The sequence below is a fragment of the Bernardetia sp. genome (assembly GCF_020630935.1).
Classification (GTDB): Bacteria; Bacteroidota; Bacteroidia; order Cytophagales; family Bernardetiaceae; genus Bernardetia.
This window is the reverse complement of sequence record NZ_JAHDIG010000041.1, coordinates 1-24641: the sequence shown is the minus strand read 5'-3', so window position 1 is coordinate 24641 and position 24641 is coordinate 1. Positions and strand designations below refer to the sequence as shown.

The 24641-nt window shown below is 32.4% G+C and carries 25 protein-coding genes; 15 read left to right on the top strand and 10 right to left on the bottom strand.

Annotation, left to right across the window (positions count from 1 at the left end; translation table 11 throughout):
• Nucleotides 1–34 precede the first annotated feature (34 nt).
• Nucleotides 35–670 carry a transglutaminase-like domain-containing protein gene (locus QZ659_RS12305; protein WP_291726124.1) on the top strand — a complete coding sequence of 212 codons (636 nt, stop codon included), beginning with the start codon at nt 35–37 and terminating at the stop codon, nt 668–670.
• Nucleotides 671–832: 162 nt separating this feature from the next.
• Here the strand turns inward: QZ659_RS12305 and QZ659_RS12300 are convergent, their stop codons facing one another.
• On the bottom strand, nt 833–1666 hold the full coding sequence (locus QZ659_RS12300) for a helix-turn-helix domain-containing protein (RefSeq protein WP_291726123.1): 834 nt from the start codon (nt 1664–1666) through the stop codon (nt 833–835).
• Between the two features lie 110 nt (nt 1667–1776).
• Here QZ659_RS12300 and QZ659_RS12295 point away from each other — a divergent pair, with 110 nt between their 5' ends.
• From QZ659_RS12295 to QZ659_RS12280, 4 genes are all read left to right on the top strand, one after another.
• Nucleotides 1777–2325 (top strand): sugar O-acetyltransferase, encoded by a 549-nt coding sequence (locus tag QZ659_RS12295; RefSeq protein ID WP_291726122.1) that lies wholly within the window; start codon nt 1777–1779, stop codon nt 2323–2325.
• Between the two features lie 76 nt (nt 2326–2401).
• Nucleotides 2402–2830 (top strand): cupin domain-containing protein, encoded by a 429-nt coding sequence (locus tag QZ659_RS12290; RefSeq protein WP_291726121.1) that lies wholly within the window; start codon nt 2402–2404, stop codon nt 2828–2830.
• The gene (locus QZ659_RS12285) at nt 2830–4620 is read left to right on the top strand and encodes a carboxymuconolactone decarboxylase family protein (protein WP_291726120.1); all 1791 of its coding nucleotides are present in this window, start codon (nt 2830–2832) and stop codon (nt 4618–4620) included. The genes QZ659_RS12290 and QZ659_RS12285 overlap by 1 nt, the downstream gene beginning before the upstream one ends.
• Before the next feature lie 180 nt (nt 4621–4800).
• Complete coding sequence (locus tag QZ659_RS12280) at nt 4801–5241, top strand: hemerythrin domain-containing protein (RefSeq protein WP_291726119.1); 441 nt, start codon at nt 4801–4803, stop codon at nt 5239–5241.
• Nucleotides 5242–5338: 97 nt separating this feature from the next.
• Here QZ659_RS12280 and QZ659_RS12275 read toward each other — a convergent pair whose 3' ends face one another.
• Nucleotides 5339–7150: a hypothetical protein gene (locus tag QZ659_RS12275; RefSeq protein WP_291726118.1), complete on the bottom strand. Its 1812-nt coding sequence runs from the start codon at nt 7148–7150 to the stop codon at nt 5339–5341.
• 153 nt (nt 7151–7303) lie between these two features.
• Between QZ659_RS12275 and QZ659_RS12270 the strand changes: the two genes are divergently transcribed.
• The 4 genes from QZ659_RS12270 (at nt 7304) to QZ659_RS12255 (ending at nt 10949) form a co-directional block, all read left to right on the top strand.
• Nucleotides 7304–8479, top strand: coding sequence for a DUF4271 domain-containing protein (locus tag QZ659_RS12270; protein WP_291726117.1), 1176 nt, complete (start codon nt 7304–7306; stop codon nt 8477–8479).
• Between the two features lie 260 nt (nt 8480–8739).
• Nucleotides 8740–9540: a uroporphyrinogen-III synthase gene (locus tag QZ659_RS12265; protein ID WP_291726116.1), complete on the top strand. Its 801-nt coding sequence runs from the start codon at nt 8740–8742 to the stop codon at nt 9538–9540.
• A 142-nt stretch (nt 9541–9682) separates the two neighbouring features.
• A complete protein-coding gene (locus QZ659_RS12260) occupies nt 9683–10405 on the top strand; it encodes a hypothetical protein (protein WP_291726115.1) in 723 nt (240 codons plus the stop codon).
• Complete coding sequence (locus QZ659_RS12255) at nt 10392–10949, top strand: prolyl hydroxylase family protein (protein ID WP_291726114.1); 558 nt, start codon at nt 10392–10394, stop codon at nt 10947–10949. The genes QZ659_RS12260 and QZ659_RS12255 overlap by 14 nt, the downstream gene beginning before the upstream one ends.
• Before the next feature lie 8 nt (nt 10950–10957).
• On the opposite strand, the gene QZ659_RS12250 is transcribed toward QZ659_RS12255, so the two are convergent.
• Nucleotides 10958–11302, bottom strand: a complete 345-nt coding sequence (locus tag QZ659_RS12250) for a hypothetical protein (protein ID WP_291726113.1) — start codon at nt 11300–11302, stop codon at nt 10958–10960.
• Between the two features lie 72 nt (nt 11303–11374).
• On the opposite strand from QZ659_RS12250, the gene QZ659_RS12245 reads away from it, so the two are divergent.
• Nucleotides 11375–12187: a helix-turn-helix domain-containing protein gene (locus QZ659_RS12245; RefSeq protein WP_291726112.1), complete on the top strand. Its 813-nt coding sequence runs from the start codon at nt 11375–11377 to the stop codon at nt 12185–12187.
• 80 nt (nt 12188–12267) lie between these two features.
• Nucleotides 12268–13602, top strand: a complete 1335-nt coding sequence (locus QZ659_RS12240; protein ID WP_291726111.1) for a serine hydrolase domain-containing protein — start codon at nt 12268–12270, stop codon at nt 13600–13602.
• A 54-nt stretch (nt 13603–13656) separates the two neighbouring features.
• Here the strand turns inward: QZ659_RS12240 and QZ659_RS12235 are convergent, their stop codons facing one another.
• The 4 genes from QZ659_RS12235 to QZ659_RS12220 all read right to left on the bottom strand — a co-directional run bounded on the left by QZ659_RS12235 (nt 13657) and on the right by QZ659_RS12220 (nt 16511).
• Nucleotides 13657–14517, bottom strand: coding sequence for a hypothetical protein (locus tag QZ659_RS12235; RefSeq protein WP_291726110.1), 861 nt, complete (start codon nt 14515–14517; stop codon nt 13657–13659).
• 79 nt (nt 14518–14596) lie between these two features.
• The gene (locus tag QZ659_RS12230) at nt 14597–15391 is read right to left on the bottom strand and encodes a sterol desaturase family protein (RefSeq protein ID WP_291726109.1); all 795 of its coding nucleotides are present in this window, start codon (nt 15389–15391) and stop codon (nt 14597–14599) included.
• A gap of 153 nt (nt 15392–15544) precedes the next feature.
• Nucleotides 15545–16153 carry a Crp/Fnr family transcriptional regulator gene (locus QZ659_RS12225; RefSeq protein WP_291726108.1) on the bottom strand — a complete coding sequence of 203 codons (609 nt, stop codon included), beginning with the start codon at nt 16151–16153 and terminating at the stop codon, nt 15545–15547.
• A gap of 34 nt (nt 16154–16187) precedes the next feature.
• The gene (locus QZ659_RS12220; RefSeq protein WP_291726107.1) at nt 16188–16511 is read right to left on the bottom strand and encodes an ATP-dependent Clp protease adaptor ClpS; all 324 of its coding nucleotides are present in this window, start codon (nt 16509–16511) and stop codon (nt 16188–16190) included.
• Nucleotides 16512–16900: 389 nt separating this feature from the next.
• Between QZ659_RS12220 and QZ659_RS12215 the strand changes: the two genes are divergently transcribed.
• Both QZ659_RS12215 and QZ659_RS12210 read left to right on the top strand, forming a co-directional pair.
• The gene (locus QZ659_RS12215; RefSeq protein WP_291726106.1) at nt 16901–17956 is read left to right on the top strand and encodes a glycosyltransferase family 2 protein; all 1056 of its coding nucleotides are present in this window, start codon (nt 16901–16903) and stop codon (nt 17954–17956) included.
• A gap of 202 nt (nt 17957–18158) precedes the next feature.
• Nucleotides 18159–18473: a rhodanese-like domain-containing protein gene (locus QZ659_RS12210; protein WP_291726105.1), complete on the top strand. Its 315-nt coding sequence runs from the start codon at nt 18159–18161 to the stop codon at nt 18471–18473.
• A gap of 43 nt (nt 18474–18516) precedes the next feature.
• Here QZ659_RS12210 and QZ659_RS12205 read toward each other — a convergent pair whose 3' ends face one another.
• Nucleotides 18517–19710, bottom strand: coding sequence for a CapA family protein (locus QZ659_RS12205; protein WP_291726104.1), 1194 nt, complete (start codon nt 19708–19710; stop codon nt 18517–18519).
• A 276-nt stretch (nt 19711–19986) separates the two neighbouring features.
• Here QZ659_RS12205 and QZ659_RS12200 point away from each other — a divergent pair, with 276 nt between their 5' ends.
• Nucleotides 19987–20163 (top strand): hypothetical protein, encoded by a 177-nt coding sequence (locus QZ659_RS12200; protein ID WP_291726103.1) that lies wholly within the window; start codon nt 19987–19989, stop codon nt 20161–20163.
• Nucleotides 20164–20282: 119 nt separating this feature from the next.
• Here the strand turns inward: QZ659_RS12200 and QZ659_RS12195 are convergent, their stop codons facing one another.
• Both QZ659_RS12195 and gldC read right to left on the bottom strand, forming a co-directional pair.
• Nucleotides 20283–22388 (bottom strand): AAA family ATPase, encoded by a 2106-nt coding sequence (locus QZ659_RS12195; protein WP_291726102.1) that lies wholly within the window; start codon nt 22386–22388, stop codon nt 20283–20285.
• 64 nt (nt 22389–22452) lie between these two features.
• Nucleotides 22453–22797 (bottom strand): gliding motility protein GldC, encoded by a 345-nt coding sequence (gldC, locus tag QZ659_RS12190; protein ID WP_291726101.1) that lies wholly within the window; start codon nt 22795–22797, stop codon nt 22453–22455.
• Between the two features lie 214 nt (nt 22798–23011).
• On the opposite strand from gldC, the gene QZ659_RS12185 reads away from it, so the two are divergent.
• Nucleotides 23012–24535, top strand: coding sequence for a TolC family protein (locus QZ659_RS12185; RefSeq protein WP_291726100.1), 1524 nt, complete (start codon nt 23012–23014; stop codon nt 24533–24535).
• The last annotated feature ends 106 nt before the right edge of the window (nt 24536–24641 follow it).

The window sequence follows — 24641 nt, the reverse complement described above, 5'->3', positions numbered from 1 at the left end:
TTTTGTAAAATCCTTGAACACAGATTAATCAAGAATGAAGTATTTAGAACCAACTTATTACCTTGACTTTGAAGATGACTCAATCCAGAGCCTAGTTTCTGAGTTTAAAACATATGCCCTGTCCAACAAAGAAAAAGCTATCAGAGTTTATACTAAAGTACGTGATAATTGGAAATATTATCCTTATGATATAAGCCTTTCAGAAGAAAAATATAAGGCGAGCTACATTGCTCAAAAAGAAGTAGGAAACTGTGTAGAAAAATCAATACTTCTAATCGCTTGCCTTCGTGCTTTAGAGATTCCATCAAGATTACATTTGGGAAAGGTTAAGAATCATATCGCAGTAGAAAGATTGACAGAAAAGTTTGGTTCGAACGAGCTAACGCCACACGGAATGGTAAATGTATATCTAAACGGCAAGTGGTTGAAAATGTCGCCAGCCTTCAATAAATCACTTTGTGTTAAACTAAATGTTGAACCTTTAGATTTTGATGGAGAAAACAATTCATTTTTACAACAATACAATAACCAAGGTACTCGGTTTATGGAATATACAGATGACTATGGATATTTTGACGATGTTCCACTAGATTTTATGAGAAATAATTTAAGAAAACATTATCCTCATATTTTTGATGTAGATGAAAAAATAACAGAGTTTAAGCTATAACTAAAGGTTATTACGTTTTTTACAGGTCTGATTATCAATACTTTGAAATTGTTTAAGACCTAAAAGTGAGCGAATCTAATAGAGAAAAAAATAAATTATTTTTTGAATGTTTATGAAACACACTTCATTTCCATTCAAAAGACTCTATCATACAGCAGTTTGTTATCTTAAACGATTTCTATATTCTCTTGGTGTAACACCTAATATTTTTTTCACGTAACGAGTGAAAAATGAACGACTAGAGAATTCCATTTCATCAGCAATTTCAGAAATAGTTATATTTTCATTCTGTAAAAGTAATACAATACGTTCCTTAGTATAACGCTGAATCCATTCAGAAGCTGTAATTCCAGAGTTTTGTTTGCTGATATAATTCAGATATTTGGCAGTAATATGTAGTTTATCGGCATAAAATTGAACTTCACGCTCTTTAATGCAGTGTTCTTGAATTAAATGCATAAATCTTTCATAAAATGTTCCTGTTTCCAAACTGCGTTTTCTACGTTCATATTCATTGGCAAATGTATGCCACATTTCAAGAATAAAAAGTCTTGTTTGCAGCTTTAAGCTTTCTTCATAAAAACGATGTTCTTTATTCTCAAATTTATTATGTAATAAATGAAAGTTTGACAAAACTCTCTTTCTGTCATTTTTATCATTGAGCTGTTTAACAGGATACTGCCGAGAGTGTAATATTGCATCAATACTCCAATTTTGGTCAGGCACATTGTCTTTCAAAAATTGATTTTCTACAAGTAAAACGGTTGCTTTAAAAGTCTTTGAAAATTTTAAATCTGATAATTTACTGTTGGCAAACCAAAATACAAATTCCCCACCACTACATTTCATTTTTGTATCATTAAATACGAAGGTAAGGCTACCACGATGACAAAGTAAATGTGTATGATAATTAGCTTGAAAGTCTTTTGGAAAATCTTTTTCACTTGACAATTGTAGCATAATAATAAGTGGAAAACCTGCTTTTTCTGTATCCATTTCTATATTATTTTTTAATATATGTGATATTTGACATTATGTGCGCAAATAGTGTAACAAATATAATTAATTGTTTCCATAGCTTTGTATCTACTAAAACAATAGATACAATGATATTTCAGCGATTATTAAAAGGAGAAGCTATTTCATTCAACGATCCAGATTATTTCAAAATCAGAAATGCTTGTAATCATACACGATCATTACTTATACAATTGAACAATGAAACTGATGTAGAAAAAGCAAGAGCATTGATAAATGAAATAATTAATTCGCAAATAGATGAAAGCACAACTATTTTACCACCATTTCAAATCAATTACGGAAAAAACACCAAAATAGGTAAAAACGTTTTTATCAATTTTGATTGTACATTTTTAGACTTGGGAGGAATTACTATTGAAGATAATGTGATGCTTGCACCCAAAGTATGTTTGTTATCTGAAGGACATCCTATTTCAGTTCAAGACAGACAAACACTAACGGTGGGAAAAATACATATCAAACAAAATGCTTGGATTGGCGCAAATGCTACAATTTTACAAGGCGTAACGATTGGTAAAAACTCTATAGTGGCAGCAGGCTCAGTTGTTTTAAAAAATGTACCTGACAATACGATAGTAGGAGGCATACCTGCAAAAATTATTAAACCAATTTAATATGAAAATCAATATACTAATTCTCATTGTACTATGCACACTTACAATGAGTTGTAACAATAAAACTCAAGAACAAATGAAAACAGAAGTTCCAAACATAAGCGACTTTCCAACAGGGAAAGAAAATACAGGCTATGAGCAATACTTTACAGGTAAATCTTGGTTAGCTCCATTGACAAACAACAAAGAATTGAATGTTCCACTTGCTAATGTAACATTTGAACCAAGTTGTAGAAACAATTGGCATAGCCATACAGGAGGACAACTTTTAATTGTTGTAGGTGGAGAAGGTTTGTATCAAGAAAGAGGGAAACCAGCACGCCATTTACAAAAAGGTGATATTGTAGAAATAGCACCAAACGTAGAGCATTGGCACGGTGCAACAGCTACAAGTTGGTTTGCTCATCTTGCCACAAGTGGAAATCCACAAACAAATGAAAATACATGGCTAGAACCTGTAACAGATGAAATTTATAATCAAGCCAATAATCAAATCAAAGAATAATGAAAAAGCATCAGTGGATTGTTGGAATTCTCTTTCTTGTATTTACTCTAACTACATCAAAAATGAATGCACAGGATAAAACTACGTTGAATAGTAATGAACAAAGCTTAGTAGAAATTTCTGCACTTACTGCAACGGGAAATATTGAACAGTTGAAAATCAAACTCAACAATGGGTTAGACAATGGTCTTAGCATTAATGAAATCAAGGAATCATTAACTCAGCTTTATGCTTATTGTGGCTTTCCAAGAAGTTTAAATGCTATCAATGCCTTTAAAACAGTAGTAGAAGAAAGAAAAGCAAAAGGGATTATTGATAAAGAGGGAAAGAAAATCGTTATTGAAAATAACTCGCTAGACAAATATGAACAAGGCAGAAAAGTGTTGCAGGAGTTGACTAATAAATATCAGCCCAAACCTGCACCTAATTTTGGAGAATTTGTGCCACGAATAGATGCATTTCTAAAAGAACACTTATTTGCTGATATTTTTGCTTGTGATGTACTCAATTTTCAGCAAAGAGAGTTAGTTACCATCTCAGCTTTAGCAGCAATGACCGATGTAGAAGCACAATTACAAGCACACATTGATATGGGAAAAAACACTGGAATCACTGAAGTACAATTAGAAAAAGTGGCAGATATTATTGGAAAGGTTATCAACCAAAAGCAGGCAAATATACTTCGAAAAATAATTGATGTAAAACCTCTATCAGTTAGTGAGTCAGATATGATAGTGCATATTTCAGAAGCAGAAATCTTACCTCAAGATTTAGAAGAATCTAAGGCTATTTTAAAAGAAGAAACATCAAAACAAAAAACAGAAATAATAATGAATAATACAGAACATTATACCTTTGAGTTAAGTAACAAAGTAACTCGTCAAAAAGTAACATTCAAAAACCGATACGGTATTACTTTATCAGGTGATTTATATATTCCCAAAGATGATAGTGATGAGCCTTTAGCAGCCATTGCCATTAGTGGTCCTTTTGGAGCAGTCAAAGAACAAGCATCTGGTTTATATGCCAACCAAATGGCTGAAAGAGGTTTTATTGCGCTTGCTTTTGACCCTTCTTATACAGGAGAAAGTAGTGGCGAACCACGAAATGTAGCATCACCAGATATCAATACTGAAGATTTCAGTGCTGCTATAGATTACCTTGGACTACATGAAAAAGTTGATAGGAACAAAATAGGTATTATAGGTATTTGTGGTTTTGGAGGCTTTGCACTAAATGCAACTGCTATTGATAAACGAGTGAAAGCTGTTGCAACTACCAGTATGTATGATATGTCACGAGTAAATGCAAAAGGTTATTTTGATGCTAATACACTAGAACAACGTACTAAAATATTAGAAGACTTAAGCGAACAGCGTTGGGAAGATGCAAAAAATGAAAAACCTGAAACATCATCAAATAATTTACCCGAAAAACTAACTGGAGATGAACCTTCATTTGTAGCACAATATCACAACTATTACAAAACACCTAGAGGTTTTCATCCTCGTTCTATTAATTCAAATGGTGCTTGGACTAAAACAACACCTTTGTCTCTAATGAATATGCCAATTCTAACCTATATTGAAGAAATATCTCCAAGACCAGTATTGATAATCGCAGGAGAAAATGCACATTCTAAATATTTTAGTGAAGATGCTTACAAAGCAGCAGCTCAACCAAAAGAATTGATAATAATACCAAATACAGTTCATGTAGATTTATATGACAAAATAGATATAATACCTTTTGATAAGTTAACTAACTTTTTCACAGAAAATTTAAAGTAATGTAGTCAAGTTTAGAACCTGTTTAAATTTTTGTTTTACTATCAGAAATTTAAACAGGTTCTAAATATAAGACAAGGTAAAAATAGTCGTGGATATTGCTTTGTTTAGCTGTAATAAACAAATTTGAGCTGTTTGTAGTTGTTCAACTTTAAAAATATACAACTCTTAAATCTATCGAAAATGACAACTATTTTTGAAGCTCTACGAAAAGACCACGATATCCAACGAGATTTGGCAGACAAACTTATCCAAACCTCTGGAGACACAGAGGAAAGACGCTCTCTATACAAACAACTCAAACACGAACTCAAAATACACGCCGATGGCGAAGAGCGTCATTTTTATATTCCGTTGTTTGAAGATGAAAAAACACAAGAACACGCTCGTCATGGAGTAGCCGAACATCATGAAATGGATGAACTGATGGAAAAACTAGACGAGACAGATATGAGTTCGCCTGCTTGGCTTACCTATGCAAAGCAGTTGCAAGATAAAGTCCATCACCATTTGAAAGATGAGGAACATACTATTTTTCAACTTGCAGGCAAAGTGCTTTCAGAAAAGCAGAAAGGTAGCCTTGCAAATGATTATCAAAGCTACATTGATAAGGAAAGAGAATAATATTGTTTTTAATTTTTATCCACACAATATTTACTTTACTTCTCCATTTATTTATAGTGTCTGTCGTACTATGCCTATATAAAAAACTGATTTGCGACTATTTCAACTTCAAAAATATTTCTCCACTTTTGCTGTCTTTTGCTTGAAAGGCAGTTTTTGATTGAATATTATTGGGAATAACAACATCTTTTCCAATAATGACAAAATCTAGTTGCTGCTCTTCCACGAAAAGCCATTTTAGAGAATCACTGCATTCTTGGTTTCTCTTGATAAGCCACTTTGCAAAAATATCGGTATTTATAAAGTGATTTACGGTTACCTTCTCATTTTCTATTAGACACGCCATATCTAAATTATAAAACCTTTCTAGGTCTTTTTTAAAAGCTAAATAACGCCCCTCTATTTCAAAATTTTCATTTCTATTGAATAGTTTTTTATCATCATAATAACTGTCAGAGTGAAAAATTGAACCTCTTTTGAGTTTATTATTTTCTATCAGTTCTTTTTCTAATACATCTAAATAAGCAGAAGAATACACTTGATGAGGCTGCGTTTCCTTCCAAAACCAATGCAGTGTAAAACCAAATCCATAACAAAGCAGAATTATAAAAATACCTTTTACTTTGTAATTCAAAATATTTTTTAAATTAATAATTAAATAAATCAAACTTACTTGCACAAAAGGTAAAATAAAATTTCTCAAAAACTGAAAACGCTCTTGATGAAGTGGAAGTAAAAAATAAAGCACAACACCTCCTAAGAGACCTCCTAGCAAAAATACAAGAAGAATTGTCGTTCTATTATTTTTTTTAAAACCAGTGTACAACAGCAATAGAAAAGGAAAATAGATGACTAAAAACGAAAATAAGTATAGTATAACTTCTTTGAAAACCTCTAAAATACTCCTTCCACTTTTTAAGAAGGCAAAAACCGTTGTACTTGCATCTGCCACGTTTTCAGAGGATTTTGTAAAATAGTAAAACAAAAAATAACATACAGGGAGTAAAAAAAAAGCTAAAATTTCTAAGCTATTTGTCTTCAAAAAACTTGATTTCTCTTTAACCCAAAGAAATATTCCTATAAAAAAAACACCTCCCCAACAGGCAGCCCAAAGTGTAGGCGAAGCAATAGGAAGCATAAAGATTATCCAAACAGAAGTCTTATAATTTTTATTCTGATAGGCTAAGAAAATGGCTATCCAAAAAAAATAATGCTCTGAAAGTCCTGTAAAAATAGTGTTGGCGAGCCAATAGGTAGATTGAAAGCCTTTTAGTTCATTATAAAATGGCAGATAAATTCCTCCTACAAAAAGCAAGGCAAACGACCACAGAAAAATAGTTGATGATAGTTTTTGTCGTCTTACCTGCTCAAATATTGCCAAAATTCCTATCCAAGCACAAATTTGTAAAAGTGGCAATGTAAAAAGTGAATAGGCAACATAGCCAGAGACAGAAAATACTTTTACAAAAAATGCAGAGAGCCAAAATTCAAAATAGTGATAGGGAGTTGTTCCCAAAACGCTAGGAAAGTCTTCGTGAAAAAGAAAAATAGTTTCATAAGAAGAAGTCAGTAATTTTTCAGAAAGCCTACCATAAAAAAAACTATCTTTTGAAGGAATCAGAAATTTAAAACTTTGTTCAGCGTTAAAAATAGCAGAAATATCAAAGACAAAAGAAGCATTCAGAAGCCAAATCAGCACGCTACCACTTACTAAAAAAAGAAGTTCTCTCGTCTTAGAAAAGCTAACATTTCGTTGATGCTTACCAAAACTTTGAATCACAAAATATATTGAAAAAAATAAAGATGGAACTAATAATAACTGTATAGTTTGTCCAGTTTTACAGAAAATGGAGGTAAGGATACTTAAAAATGAAATGCCAAAAAATAATAACCAGAAAATAAAAGTCATATTTTAGTCAGAAATTAGCTAATTTTGTTGTGTAACGCATCCTTTGACGTATCTAATTCAGATGTTTAAATAATTTGTGTGAAAAGTTTTATTTCTTCTTTTACGGTTTTTGTTCTATTTCTAATAGTTTTTTATACTATTCAGCATTCTACTATGGCTTTGCCTATTGTTAAAAAAGATGCTGTTTATCAGACACTTACTGAAAAGTGGGTCATCTATGATGAAGATTTAGAAAGCTATGTTCCTTATTTGCCTACCATTCATAGTCAGTATAGAGCTTTGCATTTGATTTTCAATGTCAATCAAAACCTTCAAGATTACAAAAATAATTATTTAGGGATTGCCTTACCACAAGATGCAAAACTATTTTGGAATACTCATTTTTCTTCGCTTGTTACAGAAAAAGAATATATAGAAGTTTCTTTTGATAGTTTACTTCGTTCCTACTCTGCAAACAATAGAGATTTCAATGGTTTTCTGATGCTTACTGTTTATCAAGAAAAACCTCAAAATCAGATTATTGAACCATATTCAGCCTATATTCTTACAAAAAAAAATAGCTTTACCCCACCAAAGATTAGCCAGCAAACCCCTCAAAACTCTCTCATCGTAGAAAAACCTATTTCACCACTTCCCGACTGGATTTTATTAATAAACTGGTTTATGGTAGGCATTGTGGTTGTCTTTTCTGTGATTGCCTATCCGATTGTTGGAAAGGAAGCATTTGGCGACTCGTGGAACTACTTTTTCCGTCCTGCCAAAGCTCTCAAAAGAACTGAACTCTTGCCACAAATTGGCTATGTGGTTTATTTTAGCCTTGTAATGGGTTTTGTATGGATTTTTTATGATTACTTGAATCTATATGGAACAAGTGCAAGTGATTATTTTCTTATCAACAATAGCCTATTCTCTTTTCTTTTAGATTGGTTGTATGCAGCTTTTTGGTGTTTGTGTATTGCTATTTTAAGACTGCTTTGGATTCAATTTATGGGGAAATTATTTTTTAAGAGCAGTAATATTGACGAACAACACACACAAGCACTTCTGTTGGGCAACACTTTTATAATGGGCGTAATTTTTATAACAAGTGTCATATTTTCCTTCATAGCAGACACTTTATATATTTCTGATGTAGAAGCTGCAAGTAGTTCTTTTCTCTACTATTTTGTCTTGATAGTCGTTTTTTCTATCCTAACTCACAGTTTATTAATTAGTTATTATTTGTTTACACGAACAAATGCTGGTAAGTTGTATCTTTTTTCGTACCTTTGCGCCACTGAAATAATTCCACTTCTATTACTTTCGAAATGGATTATATCAGTTATGTAACTAATTATCAGATAATACAACTAATTTGAAATTCTAAATCTTTAAACCAAATTTTCCGAATTGTATGTGTTGTATTAGTAATTAGAATTACTTCATACACTTTTTTAGAGATAATCTGACAAATCTGTATGTATAGTTTGTGTAAATATAAATTATTTTTCAAAAAAACATCTCTTTTATCAAAGATTTATTGAAAAAAATATTTTTATAGCTCAAACTGTTTTAGTCGTAGTTTTTAACAAACCAATTTTTGCAACGATATGGCAAACGAAGCAAATGCCTCACACCCAACACCGAAACCTAAGCAAATTCGTAGTGTACTGATTTCACAGCCTGCTCCTCTGACAGACAAATCTCCTTACCACGACCTTGCCCAAAGATATAATGTGAAGGTAGATTTTAGAAAATTTATTGAAGTACAGCCTGTTTCTTTACGTGAGTTTAGAAAACAACGTATCAATATCTTAGACCACACAGCCGTTATTTTCACAAGCAGAAATGCTGTTGACCATTTCTTTACGCTTTGTAAAGGGTTAAAAATCACGATTCCAGAAGATATGAAATACTTCTGTGTGTCAGAACAAACTGCTATCTATCTTCCAAAATATATCAATCTTCGCAAGCGTAAACTTTTTGTAGGCGACCGTACGGCAGAAGACCTCAATAAAGTAATTGCCAAGCATAAAAAAGAGAAATTCTTATTCCCTTGTTCTGATATTCGTAGAGACGATATTCCAAATTTCTTAAAGGAAAACAATATTGAGCATTCAGAAGCTATCATTTATGCTACAGTTTCTAGTGATTTGTCTGATTTAAAAAATGTAAACTACGATGTAATTGCCTTTTTTAGTCCATCTGGAATCAAATCTCTTTTTGATAACTTCCCAGATTTCAAACAAAAGACTACTCGTATTGCAGCTTTTGGTCCAACAACAGCAAAAGCAGTAAGAGACCACAATCTACGACTAGACATTGAAGCTCCACTTCCAAATGCACCATCTATGACTGGAGCCATCGAACAATATATTCGTAAGATGAGAGAAGAATTGGGTATTGATTAATACTATATTTTTTTCATAGCCGTTGTTGGTTTCTTCTCCAACGACAAAACTTATTTTCAACTCCTTTTTCATAATTTGACATCGTTCAGTTTTGAGAAAGGAGTTTTTCTGTTTATTTTGTATTAGTTTCAACTATAACTTTATGATTTATCCTCATACGCTTTCTAAGAAAAATAAACATCATAAAAATTTCTTAAAAGAGAAAAGAAAAGACCCCATTACAGGAGATGTAATTATGGAAGGGGATGAGATTGTGCTTTGTGGAGCTTGTAAGTCAGCATTTTTGTTAGACTCTTGGAATTATATGGACAACAAACATTGTAGCCAGCCTTTTACCTTACAAGAAATTCCAAGTAAGCAGCACGTTCAGAGAGAAGTGGAAGAAGAAAAGAAATATGATTTTAAAATATTGACCAACGATTCCTCCCCCTTCTTTATTATTTTTATGTTATTATTTACTCCCATATTGTGTGGTCTGATGAATTCGATACATAAATCATTAGGCTTTGTTTTTGGAACTTTATGGATCTCTGCTCTTTTCATTTTTTTACTATATACGCTCTTTCACTTTTACAAAAACATAAAAATAAACAATAGTAAAGTTGTATTTTCGTCATTATTTGAATCTAAAACAATTTACTTATCAGAAGTAGAAAAGTTAGAGTTTATTGACAAAAATATTGATAAGCCTAATGATAAAAAACATCTTCACTACGTATCATTCATACTTTTTCTAACAAGTGGGCAGATAAAAAGAATTAAAATACTCAAAGATGAAAAAACCATTACCAAGATAAAAGAATTACAAGAAGACTTTAAAACCTCTTCATTACAGCATAAAATCACTTTATATGAAGAATCTTAAAATGAAAGCAACACATCTAATAGAAAACCGAATCATTACAATAAACAATTTCTTTAGCCCAGAAGAATGTAAAAAATATATTGCTCTTAGTGAGGAGCTAGGTTATGAAGCTGCTACAATAGACACAGGAAAAGTAGTTTCAGAAGTGAGAAATAATGAGAGAGTATTTCATAAAAATGAGCAGCTTGCTGACCTTATTTTTGAGCGTGGCAAAGATTTTTTTGTTCCCAAAATTGGAAATAGTGAAGTAGTGGGTATCAACGAACTTTTTAGGTTCTATAAATATGAAAAAGGACACAAATTTAAAGGACACCAAGACGGAAGTTTTATCAGAAATGCTTCCGAAGCTAGTTATTTTACCTTTATGATTTATCTCAACGACGGCTATAAAGGAGGAGAAACAAGGTTCATAAAGCATAATATTATCCCAAGAGAAGGAATGGCTCTTATTTTTCTTCATAAACTCTACCACGAAGGAATGGAGGTTTTGGAAGGGCGAAAATATGTTTTGAGAAGTGATGTGATGTATAGATTAGTATCTTAGAAATATTGTTATGTCTTTTCATAGTGAAAAGCCTCAACCATCTTTCCATATTCCCTTGCCAATACTTTTAGACCTTCTATCATTTCATTTTTTTGTAAATTATTTATCACATCAGATAAAGAAAATTTCTCTTCATTTAATTGAAAACAAATAGTGAGAGAACTATTATTCTTTTTATCCCACAAAAAATCAAATTTATACTCCACCTGTTTTTTCAAGATAGGCTCAAGTATGATAGGTATTAGAGTGTCATCAACTGTAGTATCTAAGTTATCTAGCCCATTATATTTAGCTAATACTTTCATAGGAAAAGTAAAATGATATTCTTTCTGATTTGGAATATAGTAATTCAAAATGTTATAGTTTAGTTTTTTCTTATTTAGAGATAAAAAAAAGTAATCGCTTCAAAATAAACACAGGATAAAATGATTTTAGAAAACGATATTCTAAGTAATGAATCTTCTGCTCTGATTAAGGAATTTTACTTTGCACACATTCCAGCCACTTCGGGTATAAAGCTCAAACCTGTGATTGATGATGGTTGTTATGATTTTATTTTTTTCAACGAAAAGCAAACAGCCTTAGAATTTGGAAAGAATAAAAAAAAACTTCCTATTGACTACGACACATTCACTATCAGTCTTTCTGAACCTCCTTATAAGCTCAAATTTGATAACTCCATTACATTTTTCACAATCAAAGTTCAACCTTGGTTCAATGCTTCTTTTTTTCCTCTTAATAAATTCCACAAGCAAGAAGGGATTATAAATTTAGAAAGTCTTTATGGAAAAGAAGTTACCAAATTACACCAAGAATTATTTAGTAGTAATGATTTTGAAGAACAGAAAAAACTAGCTCTTAATTTTGTAGAGAAAAACAAACCTATTTTTACAGAAGAAATTCGATTAGTAAAATCTGTTTGTGAGAAAATTTATGAGAAAAAAGGTATCACTTCAGTACAAGAGTTAGCACAGCAGTTTGAACTGAGCAGACAGACAATCAATAAAATTTTCAAAAATGAAGTTACCTACACACTCAAAAAATTTATTGTCATTGTCAGAATAATGGAGGTTATCAAGCACAAAGTTAGACATCACAATCTTTCTTTCACAGAACTAAGTTATGAATTTGGATATTTTGACCAAGCCCATTTTAACAACGATTTTAAACGTATTTGTGGAGTTTCGCCTTCTGCATTTTTCAAAGATTTACCTCCTTTTTTAGAAAGACATAAATAACCCTTTACCATTTTTACAATTTTTTGGCTGACTTATCTTGTTTCTTTGTAGCTCACATTTACTCACTTAAAAAATCAGTTATGAAAGCTACCTGCATTTATTCTTTGCTTCTTATTCTTCTCTTGTCAGCTTGCCAAACATCTCAAAAAACTCCTATTTCTAATACAAAAAACACAGAAAAAATAGACTCTCTTCACTACAAAGCTGATGAGTATATGCAAGCTCTTACAAATCTAGGAAAGTTTAATGGTGTCGTTTTGCTAGAAAAGAATAATAAAATAGTGCTACAAAAAGCCTATAATATCTCCCAAAAACCACTAGACTCACTGCCTTCTTTGTGGGTAGAGAAAAACTATCAGTTTGATTTGCGCTCTATTGCCAAACTATTTGCCAAAGCAAGTGTAATAAAACTAGAAAATGAGGGAAGGCTAAATCGAAATGACTTTATAGAAAAATATATTTCCAATTTCCCCAATGGAAACAAAATCACGATAGAACATCTGATGCACAACCGTTCGGGCTTGCCTAGAGAGTTTACAACAAATAACGACAACTGTCTAGAACTTGGTTCGGATGAAATCATAGCACTTGCAAAAAAGGAAAAGTTAGAATTTGAACCTAATACAGATGAGCGTTATTCGAATGTAGGCTTTCAGTTGTTGTATTATGTTATTTCAAAAATTAGTCAAAAGTCGTATCACAATTACTTGAAAGAAGCCTTTTTTGAACCTTTAGAAATGAAAAACTCTGGTGGACATTTTGATTTTGATAACTCAAATCTAAAAAATTATGCCTACGGTCATTATAAAAAAGACAAAAAACTTATTCCTATTTTAGAATTTCCAAAAGACGATTGTAAGGTGGGGCATTTGTATTCGACAGTAGAAGACCTTTCGAAGTTTATCAATCATCTGGAAAATGAGCCTTACTTTTCTGCCTTACAAGATAAAAATATCATCGGACACGCAGGAGGAACACAAGGGAAACGAGCTTACGTTTTTAAAAACTATGAGAAAGAGTATAGCATTGTCTTTTTAACCAACTACGATGAAATTCCTTTCCAACAGATTACAGAAGATTTGAAAAATATCTTGGAAGGAAAGCCATATCAAATCCCTAAAGAAGTAAACAGAACAGCTATCGAAATCCCTCAAAATATCCTTTCAAATTATGAAGGCACTTACGATTTTGCTGAAATAGAACATCTAAAGCTAAAATTTGTCGTAGAAAAAGATACTCTTGTTGCTTATCAAGATGGTAAATTTAGTGGAAAACTTCTTGCAGAAAATGATTCTACTTTTTTTTGGGACAAAAAATCTGCTGAATCTATCATTTTTCAAAAAAATGAAAACAATGAATATAAAGTTTTGATGGATTTTAAGGGAGCAAAATGGGAAGGCTTGAAAGTAGAATAAAAAAAATGGACAGGATTTCATTTTCCTGTCCACTTAAATAAAAAATATCAAAAATTATGGTAAAGTGATAACTTCTGTTCTATTACCTGCCGTAATGGTTGCTTCTTTATCGCAATCACCATTTCCATAATCTAAAGTAACACTAGGAACAGCTCTGCCTGTTGAGTTTCCTGTAAATTCTATAGTCAAAATACCACTTACAGGATAGATAATTTGACTTGTCCAACAGATAGATTTTTTAGTTAGAGGTGTTGTGATAGTAGAAGTAAAGGCTATTCCATCAGCAGTTGTTCCAGAAGAATTTCCTGTGATTGTGAATACATCATCTCCAGCATCTAAGTTGCCAGTTCCTTCTGTCCACGTATAAAGTTTTTCAAAACTAAGCTGCATGCTTCGGTCTGGGAAAGTTAATATTCCATTTTCTAATGTCAAGTTGTATTGCCATTGGTCAGACGAGTTTTTTGAAAAACCATTTGTGCCAAGTGTTCCATTTACGCCATAATCATTAACTGTGTAGTTTTCAAAAGTGATAGTCAGTTCATCTCTTGTACTTCTGTCTCCATCTCTGTAACCAATCATAATTTTACCACTACGGTTGCGTCCGTCTTCTCCCACACAGCCTGTGCCAAAATCTATAGTAAGTACTCTAGCCACCTCATCATTTGTAATGATAGCACAGCTCTCTACACGTCCAGAACGAGAACCATCTAGCTCGCCATCTAAGCCATCTAATGCTGTATTGTAGGCATCAAAAAACTGTGCTTCTGCTGTCTCTACATCCTTTGAAGTGTCAAAGGCTGCTTGTGTATCTTCTTCGGGTTCAGTTTCTTCCGATTCTTTACAAGCCGTAAAGCCAAGCATTGAAACTGTAATTAATAGAACAAAAAAACGAAATAATTTACTTTGGATATTCATAATAGATAAAATTTAAAAATGAGTTGAATAAAAATTTAAGAGTGTTTTGTGTTGTTAGACATATAAAATTTAAAAAAGTTTAATTGATTAAATAAATTGTTTTTCCACCAAATCGCTGTTCTTGTACTTTATCAAATACTTTTACATAGTTTGGATTTTCTGTATTCATAACTCTATCCCAAAATCTAAAATAGAGACCATAGTTACCCTTGAACTTTTCGTGATGTAGGTTGTGGTGTACCGATGTGTTGAAGATTTCGAAAAGCCACGAATATCTAAACCATTTGGGAACAATCTCAAAACCTAAATGCCCATACACATTGAATAGAAATGCTACAAAAGTAAAACTGAAAATAACAAGAGGGTGCAGAGGAATAATGAAAAGCATTATTGGAAAAATAAGAGCTTCTATAATTGCTTCTGAAAAATGAAAAGAATAAGAAGCCCAAGGCGACGGATTTATCGACTGATGATGAACTCGGTGAATATATTTGAAAACCTTTGGAGAATGAATCGCTCTATGAACCCAATAAAAATAAGTATCTTGAATAATTAGCATCAAAATGCCACTCAAAGGCAGCCACCAAATAGAAAAATCACTAATGTTTCTATAAATTTTTGTGTGTTCTCCGATAGAACTATTAATCAATACAAAACCTACCAACCCAAAAATTACAGTTGAGAAAATAGAGTTTTTTATTTCTCTTAAAAAATCGGTGTTTTTTGCAATTCGTTTTTGAATCTTGTTTTTCAAGAACTTATAATTGAAAACTTTGTACACTAGCAAAAAAGCCAATCCAGCAAAAATAAAATAACGAATGAGGTTTATAAAAACAGGAAGAAAAGGCGAAAAATAAGGTGTTTGAGATTCCATAATTGTAGTATTTGTTTTAGAGTGCATAAATCATAACCTTCTCATTTTGAACGTTTTGATTTATACAAATATACTACACTTCATAGCTTCTAGAGATTAACAAAAGATAATTTCGTTCAGTAGATAATTTTTCATTCTTAATTTTTTGTTTTTTTATTTTCGCTTCGCTTGTTCCATTTCTTTTGTAGCGATACGTTTTCGAATTCTTGAAAGCGAAACAGGAGTCATTCCCAAAATAGTGGCAATGTATTTATCTGGGACTCTATTTACAATATCTGGTTTTGCCTTTACAAACTCTATGTAACGTTCTTCTGGAGAGTACAATATAAAAGATTCTACCCTTTCAATAGATTCTTTGAGCATATCTAGTAGAAAATATTTTCGCCCTTGTTCTAGTTTGGGATTCCGTTTCATTATTTCTTGCGCCAAATCATAATCGACGACTAAAAGCTCTGTTTTTTCTAGGGCTTGATAATAAAAACGAGATGGAGAGTTATGTAAAATGATGTCGTGAGACGAAAAAAATTGGTCTTCCCAACGTACCATGGTTGTAACTTCCTCCCCTTTCTCATTGACTAAAAATGAACGAATAAGTCCTTTTTTGACATAAGCAATTTGTCTTTTGGTTTCACCTTCTTCAATAAAAAATTCTAAAGGAGCAAGTTTTTTTCGGCTTACACTTGCAAACATATCTTTGAGGTCTTGTAAGCCCAACCCCTTAAATATTCCAAAATAATGGTTTAATTTTTCTAAGTCTATCATTTTGTTACTTTATAGAGTCATTTTTTTCTAAAAATCATAAAATTTCTACCCAAATATTTTTATCACAAATAGCCTTTCGTAGAGGTTTGAGCTGGTTAAAAGTTCCTGTCGTGATGGTAGAATGTCCTTTTTTGCTGGCTTCGGTTACAACATCAAAAGCATCATCTAGTGAAAGTTTACACGTCTGAACAAGTATTTCGATGACGTAGCTAGGTTTATTCTTGTTATCATCAAACAAAACTAATTCTCTTTCTAATGTATTATCTAGTTGTTCTTCTGAATCAGTAAGCGTTTTGATAAGGGTTTCGGTAAGTTCTTTTCTTTGAGGGACAGATGGCTGGCTAAATAAAGGATGCATAGTAATAGTTCATAGTTAAAAAAATTAAGAAAAAAATAGTAGTAAAATTAAGTATGTTTGTATAAAGAAGTGTTTGTGAAGAGATAAAGTTTACATTAAAGTTATTTAAGAATGAGAAAATAGCCGTTGTTTACGGTTAAAAAAACTTCTCATACAACTTCAGTATTTTCACTTAAGTAGTGGGGCAAAATTAATTGCACCTAATTTTTATTTTAAACTGGTCAGTTCTTCAGTACAGACCAATTTGAAATATACACTCAAAACTTAAGAAAAACGTATTCATCCAAATCAAACCTTCAATGCAAACTTGAATGAAATACAAAATACTGTTTAATTTTGTTCAAGTAATTAAATGAAAATGTATATTTATTTGAATCCTTAATATCGTTATGCCAAAAGTTTCGGTTGTGATGCCTGTTTTTAATGGAGAAAAATTCATCAAAATGGCGATTGAAAGCATTTTGAATCAAACTTATAAAGATTTTGAATTAGTGATTATAAACGATGGCTCAACAGATAGCAGTGCAGAAATTATACAATCCTACCAAGACGAGCGCATTCGTTTTTTAGAAAATGAAGGTAATAGAGGTATTTTTTATACTCGCAATCGCCTTTTTGAAGAAGCAAAAGGAGAGTATATTGCTATTTTAGATTGTGATGATTGTGCAGAACCCATCCGATTAGAAAAACAAGTCGCCTTTTTAGATGAAAACGAAGAGTTTGGCTTAGTGGGTTCTTGGATTACGATTATTGACAATGAGAATACTATCAAAGGAGCTTGGCAACTAGAACACCGTCCAGAACGCATAGCAGCCAAACTGTTATTTCTCAATCAGTTTGCACAGTCTTCTATTATGATGCGAAAAGAGTTTTCAGAGTTAAAATATAGGAAAGAATATCCTCCTGCTGAAGACTATGACCTTTGGATACGTATTGCTCACAAAACAAGAGTGATAAACCTACCAGAATCATTGATAAAGTATAGAATCCATGATAATAATATAAGCCAAACACAACGAGAAACAGCAGATAGAAATGTTTTGAAAATCTATAAAAATCAGTTAGAAGAATTAGGAGTATATGCTACTCCAGACGAACTCAAAACTCATACAAAAATAGGAAATATGAATTTTGAAGTAAATAATAAAGTCTTTTTTGAAAAAGCTAAAAACTGGTTAGAACTCTTGCATACAAAGAATCAAAGAATAAGAGTATATAAAACACTCGTTTTTAATGAGCTTTTGGGAGAATACTGGGCAGAACTTCTATCAAAAAATATTGACTTAGACTTAGCAAAAGAAAGTTTTAAAAACTCTCTATTATCCCCCTTACTTTCTGCAAACAAGAAAGATAGCTTATCAAAGGCTTTTAGATTGCGTTCATTTCCACTCAATTATACAGTAAAACCTATATTACATTTCTTTAAAAAAAAGAAAAACAAATAGTTTCTGTAACCTCTGTTACAAAACAAGAGTAACAAAATATTTATTTTTGTTAGAGTATTGAACATGAGATAAAAAGTTGTTGGTGTCGCTATGCTAAAACAGCAATGAACAGTGTTTTTTGCTCACAGAACAGCAAATTTCTTTGTGTTCAGTACTTTATTGTAGAAACACTTCTGAAAATTTACCCAAAACCACTAATACTATGATAGATGCGTTAAAAAACTTATTTAATTCGAAACCACCTACTGATTATAAAAAACTCTTACAAGAAGGTGCTATAATTGTTGATGTTCGTACAAAAGGGGAATACGCAGGAGGGCATATCAAAAACTCTAAAAACATTCCTTTAGACACATTAGAAAAACAACTTAGCCAGTTGAAAGACAAAACTCAACCCATCATAACATGTTGTGCTTCTGGAATGCGTAGTGGAAGTGCAAAAAGGCTCTTAGAATCAAAAGGTTACACCAATGTTTATAATGGTGGTGGCTGGGCAAGCCTAAATAATAAGATTTAAGAAATACTATAATTGCACAGGGCTTCAACCCTGTGCAATTAACTTATTTATCTTTCCTCAGAATCTTTCCATCATCTGTAACTTCAATAATTCCTTCTGGAATATCAGTTTTGTTAAGGTTTTGGATGATAGGGATTACTCGTTTTTGTTTGTCAAGCGTAACGCCACCACGCCCCAGCTGGATAATAGGCGTAACTTGCCCAGAAATAAACTTTCCTTCTTTATCTACTTCAATATTTACAATCGGAGCAAGTCCACTTTCTCCACGCAAACTAAAACGGTCGTAAGTACAAAAATTGCCCAAACTATACGCAATAAACCTATCTTTATAGACTTCCATAGCACGAGTAACGTGAGGGCCGTGTCCGAAAATAATATCTGCTCCTGCATCAATCATGGCGTGCGAAAAAGCATATACATTTCCTCTATTTTCGCCATAAAAAGTTTCGGTTTTGCGTGTAATATGCTGTTTACTTCTTCCTTCTGCGCCACCGTGAAATGAAACAATGACTACATCACAAGAATCATTTAACTGCTTTACAATTTTTTCGGCTGCTTTTATATCTCTAATATCCATTGTGCCAGAGTTAGGAGCAAAGGCAGCAAAACCGTATTTTATGCCTTCTTTTTCAAACATTGTATAGGGACAAGAGGTAAGTCCAGCATACTCTACTCCAATGTTTTTCAAGAATTTCTTTCCATTTTCTCTGCCTTCATTTCCAAAATCACCTACGTGATTATTAGCAATACTTACTACATCGAAACCTCCTTGTTTCAATACATCTTCTACAAGTTTTTCTGGCATTCTGAACGCATAACATTTGCTAGGGTCAGAGCAGCGTTTTACAGCTCCTCCTTTATCCAATACAGCACCTTCTAAATTACCAAAAGTAAGGTCTGCACTTTTCAAGATAGAATCAACGTCTGAAATTAAATCTTTTCCCTCGTTGGGAGGTAAGTGTGCAGTCGAAGGAAAATTAGTTCCAAACATCATATCACCCACACCTATAATCTGCAAAGTCTTTTTTTCTGATTTGGCTTTTTCTTCTACATAAGATAAAGTAGTATCATTAAGTTTTATTTTCAAAGAATCTGTCAAAGTATTGAGAAGAGCAAGCGAATCTTTGGCTGTATTGGTATTTTGTATGGCTTGATAATCTGTTTGACTACAACCAAAGTGTGAAATACTGATAGTGGGAAGTAGAAAAACAATAAAGAGTATATTTTTTAATTTCATAATGATAAATTGATAGACAATTTTATAAGTTAAATTATTTTGCTAGATTAAACTTCAAGTAATACATCCAAATATTTTATTGGAATAAATAAGCACATAAAATAAAATTTCATTTTTATTTGCATAATAAAATAAAATTTTGTATATTATCCACACTGGTAAATAAATTAATAACGGAAGTAAGAGATTGTTTTATCCATTTTACTACTATATCTATTGTTTTAAAACAATTACAAGTTACTTCCTTTGTGCTTCAATTTTTTAAACACTAATTAAATGATTTTTATTGCAACGCAAGACAAGAAAGGGAAAATAACTGCATTTTTTTCAAAAAACAAAAAACAACTCAAAGAAAAAGGCTTCAAATGGATTAGAAAATTCGACAACGAACACCGTGCTATCCTTTGGGTAAATGAAAGCTACCTCTTAAATCAGAAAGAATTTTTATACTAATTTTGCAGTAGTCTTGCTCCAATAGCAATACATTCAAATACAACCTATTTCAATTTAATATATTGCTTCAATATCTTTTAGAGCATCAGAATACTTATTTTTTAAGTGTTTTGATGCTTTTATTTTTCATCTGTTGTGGAGAAAAAATCTTTTGCTATAATTTCTAAATATTCGTGATACGGACTTAGCTTTGGAAGAGCATTTTTTATTTTTAGATAGAGTTGTTCTGCATAAAGTTTGTCATCTTTTCCAATTGCTTGTGAAAGTTCAGTAAGATAATTATCCATAATTGGGGAAATTTCTGTTACATTACCTAACAAACGAGCTAATATTTCACTGATTGTCCAAGCCCAAGGCATTCCTTCCATCAAAAGAGGATGAGCAATAATACGCTCGTCTTCCCACTCCAACGAGATGATATTATTAGCTGACATAGACTGAATCATAAACGGACTTTGCGTTCCGATAATAAACTGTGTGTTAGGGAAAACTTCGGAAAGGCGTGGAATAAGAGTTCGTTGTAGATTCGGACTCAAATGAACATCAATCTCATCAATCAACACAATCGCTTGTATGCTTTCTGGTTTTTCTAAGTCGAAAGGATGTTGAATAGCACGTACGCACAAATCTAAAATCCAACTAAAAACTGTCTGAAAACCATCTGACATAGCAGAAATAAGCGATTCGCCAGAGGACGTTTGGAATACAAAATCTCCATCCTTGTTTAAACCCAAGAGTTGCTGTTCAATTTTTTGGTTTTGCAGATTTTCTAATGCAGTTTTGGAAGGAGCAAGCAGACGATTGACCACTTTCTTTATGCTCTCAATATTATTTTCAATAAAAGTGTAAGTACTGTGGTCGTCTTCACTTTTTAGAAAACCATTTTCTCCAAAAAGCGAAGCAATAGGAGCAAATGTTCTGTGCTGAAAATCGTAGTTTCGAAGTCCTCTTTTTCCTGTACTGTACCCCAAAATCAATAAGTTTTCACGTATCATTTCAAAATATCGACGATGACTTCCCGTGTTCATCACGCCATGTTTATCAATTTTGAATTTTACATTTACCTCTTCTCCAAAGCCTTGTAGGCGCAATACCAAATGTCCTGCATCTTTATTTCCGTGAACCACATTTTCCCAACCATAATTTATAGGAGGCTTTGGAATATTGGAAAGCCCTAGTGCAATAAGTTGCAGAATAGTTGATTTACCAGTTCCATTCGTACCAACAATCAACGTAATATTTTCTTTGGTATGAATATGAGGTAAGTCAATAGAAAGTTTATCAAAACAACGTATATTTTTGATAAACATTGATTCCAAAATTAGTGTATTATCTTCAACTGCTCGCTGCTCTTCTGGAAAATCAATAGGAATAAAAGGAGTGATGGTTTCAATAAAATGAACTTGCACCTGTTCTAAAAGGCGCATAATTTCAAAATCTTCACATTCTTCTATAAAAAAATACTCAAAATTGAAAATCATATTTTTACCTAGCATAGCGTGTGGTGTTCGCTGTGCTGCCATAGCATTGAGTTCTGTCAAAACAGGTTCAAAGTATTTTTGTAACAGAGTTACAGGAGCAGGGTAACGATATGTTTCTTCTAATAGTTGTTCGGATGCTCTATAGAATTTTTGTGTAATATCTCGTATAATTCTATGGCGAGCCACAGCAGACGACCCCATATTTATCTTATATGCCGTAATGGTAGAAGCTGCACGCAAATTTCTTTTGATAGGTTGTAGATTGCCCTTTCTATCAATGGCAATATACTTTTCAGGAATATCTAATTCAGGATTTATGATAAGTGGGTCTTCAGCCAAATGAATATCTGAATCTGCACGCCAAAGCATTCGGTCAGTGGGAGGCTTTTTTACCCTTTTATGCTTATTCATTATCGGAAACTGGCTATCTTCGTAGAGTTTACACTCTTCACAGACAGGCAAAAGGTTTGTCCACTCATAGACTAACCAATAATACAGTTCTGGTGAGCGATAGTGTGTAATAAAAGCTGTCGAATCTTGAATAGAAATTCCTACCTCACAGAAAGCACATTTGTTGTAATGTATTTCAAGCAGTTTACCCAATACTTCTTCATGCATCAAAATATCCAAACGAGGATACCCCACAAACTTTCCAATCTCAAGCAATGTTGCAATAGCCTTTTCTGTTTGAGCAGATTGTAAAATAGATGGGATATCGTCTGGATTTTTGCGTACTGAAATCATATTTTGATTACGAATTAGTCAATTACGAATTACGATGTAGAAAGTTTTTAATTCGTAATTAAACCTATTTGTCTTCTGTATTTTGTTGGTTTTCTTTTAAATATAGTGCTAATTTCTCACAAAGTTGGTGTATCTCTTGCGCCATATATTCGTCGTTGGTTGCCCTCAACAATGTATCAGCCATTCCTCCTAAAATATTGATACTAAATCCTTTCATTTCTTCAACAGGCATGTCTTTTGTCCAAAGGTCTAAGCGCAAACAATTTTTCTGATGGCTATCCCATATTGCCAAGGCAATCGCCTTTGCTTCTTCAAGCTGTTGTCCATTATCACTTGCTTTCCAAAATATTTTTTCTGGAAGATTTTTATCGTCTAACTCTATGCTAAAACGTATTTCAGATTGTTTCATTTTCTATTGGTATGATGTCTATTTTATAAGAGTACAAATTTACAAAAAAATAAATGGTGTTTATTGGATTTTCTTTTTTGTAAATACCTCATTTCAAATAAAATTCCTCACAAAAAAAGCTAATAGTAAAACTATCTTTGTAAATTTGGGTTATCTTTTTTTGCTATAATTTCGTCAATTATCTACCAAAACTTTTTACTTCATTTTACTGTCAATGAATCATCTGAATTATTTTGACGCTTTCAAAACTAAGTCATTTTACATAGGTTGTTTTTTAACTTTCAACCTTTTTTTATTTTTTCTCTCTTCCAACCTAAAGGCTCAAACGCCTGATTCTCTCATTATTCAAGACCCTTTATTAGAAATTGAGACTGTTCCTACCCTTTCAGGTCTAACTATTGAAGATACACTCTCTTTGGCAGAAGTATATGAGGTTATTTTCGAATATCATCCTCTTATTCAAAAAGCCAAACTGATTCCGGCTCTTGCTATTCAAGATATACGCAAAGCACGAGGAATGTTTGACCCTACCATAATGGGAGATTGGACAGAAAAACAATACAAGGAAACGCAATATTATCAAAAAATACATACCGAAATTAAGATACCTACAATTTTGGGTTTTGATATAAAAGCAGGTTATGAAAATAATTCTGGTGTTTATTTGGGCAATGAATCTACTGTTCCAGAGGAAGGACTTTTTTATGCAGGAATAGATATTCCACTTCTCAGAAATCTTATTTTTGATGAAAGAAGAGCAACCCTTCGAAAAGCACAAGTTTTTGCAGAGATGGCAGAGGCAGAGCAACGAAAAGAAATCAATAAACTATTTTTTGGAGTAGCAAAAGATTATTGGGAATGGTATGCAGCATATCAAAGTCTTTTGGTAGCCGAAGAGGGAATAGAAGTAGCTGAGTTTAGATTTGAGGGCGTAAAAGCTGCTTACGAATATGGGAAATATCGTGCTATCGATACCACAGAGGCTTTAATGGAACTTCAAAAACGAAAAGTGGAGCGTTTACAAGCCCTTGTGGACTTTGAAAAAACTCGTTTGGCTCTTTCTGGACACGTATGGTCGGAAGATGGAGTAGCTGTTTTTATAAAACCCACTATTGCGCCTTCTGGTAGAGGAGGTCAGATAGAAAATTTTGATTTACAAAGTATGCTTACTACGGCTGCCGAATTTCATCCCGAACTATTGAAACAACAATTTAAACTCAATGCCCTCAAAATAGACAGACGTTTGTATCAATTTTCTTTGATGCCACAGTTAGATTTGTCTTACAAACCCATTCTTTATCCAAGAAAAGCCGATAATTTGGCTCTGACGGAAGATTATAAATTTGGATTAACACTTTATGCTCCTCTATTTTTGAGAAAAGAACGAGCTAGTTTTAATATGGCAAGAATAAAAATACGCCAACAAGAACTAGATTTAAACTTCACACAAAGAAATATTCAGATTGGTGTAGAACAGGCTTATATTCAAGTCAATCGTCTGGCACAAATGGTAGAGCTTCAAAGAAGAAATGCTGCGAATGCACTTGTTTTGCGTGATGGAGAGCAAACACTTTTCGAACTTGGAAAAAGCACTGTCTTTTTGATAAATTATAGAGAACGCTATTATCTTGATGCAAAGCAAAAACTCATTCAATTAGAAATGAAATACGCTAAAGCAAAGGCAGAACTAATGTGGAATGCAGGACAAAATGAGTTTGTAGATTTGAGAAACGATTAAAAAAAGAGAAATTGGAAATAAAAAAAACGTGAACTCGGGATTAAAAACCAATCTTAAGTAGTTAGTTTTCACAAAATTGTTATTTTGTATTTCTGATTAAAAATAG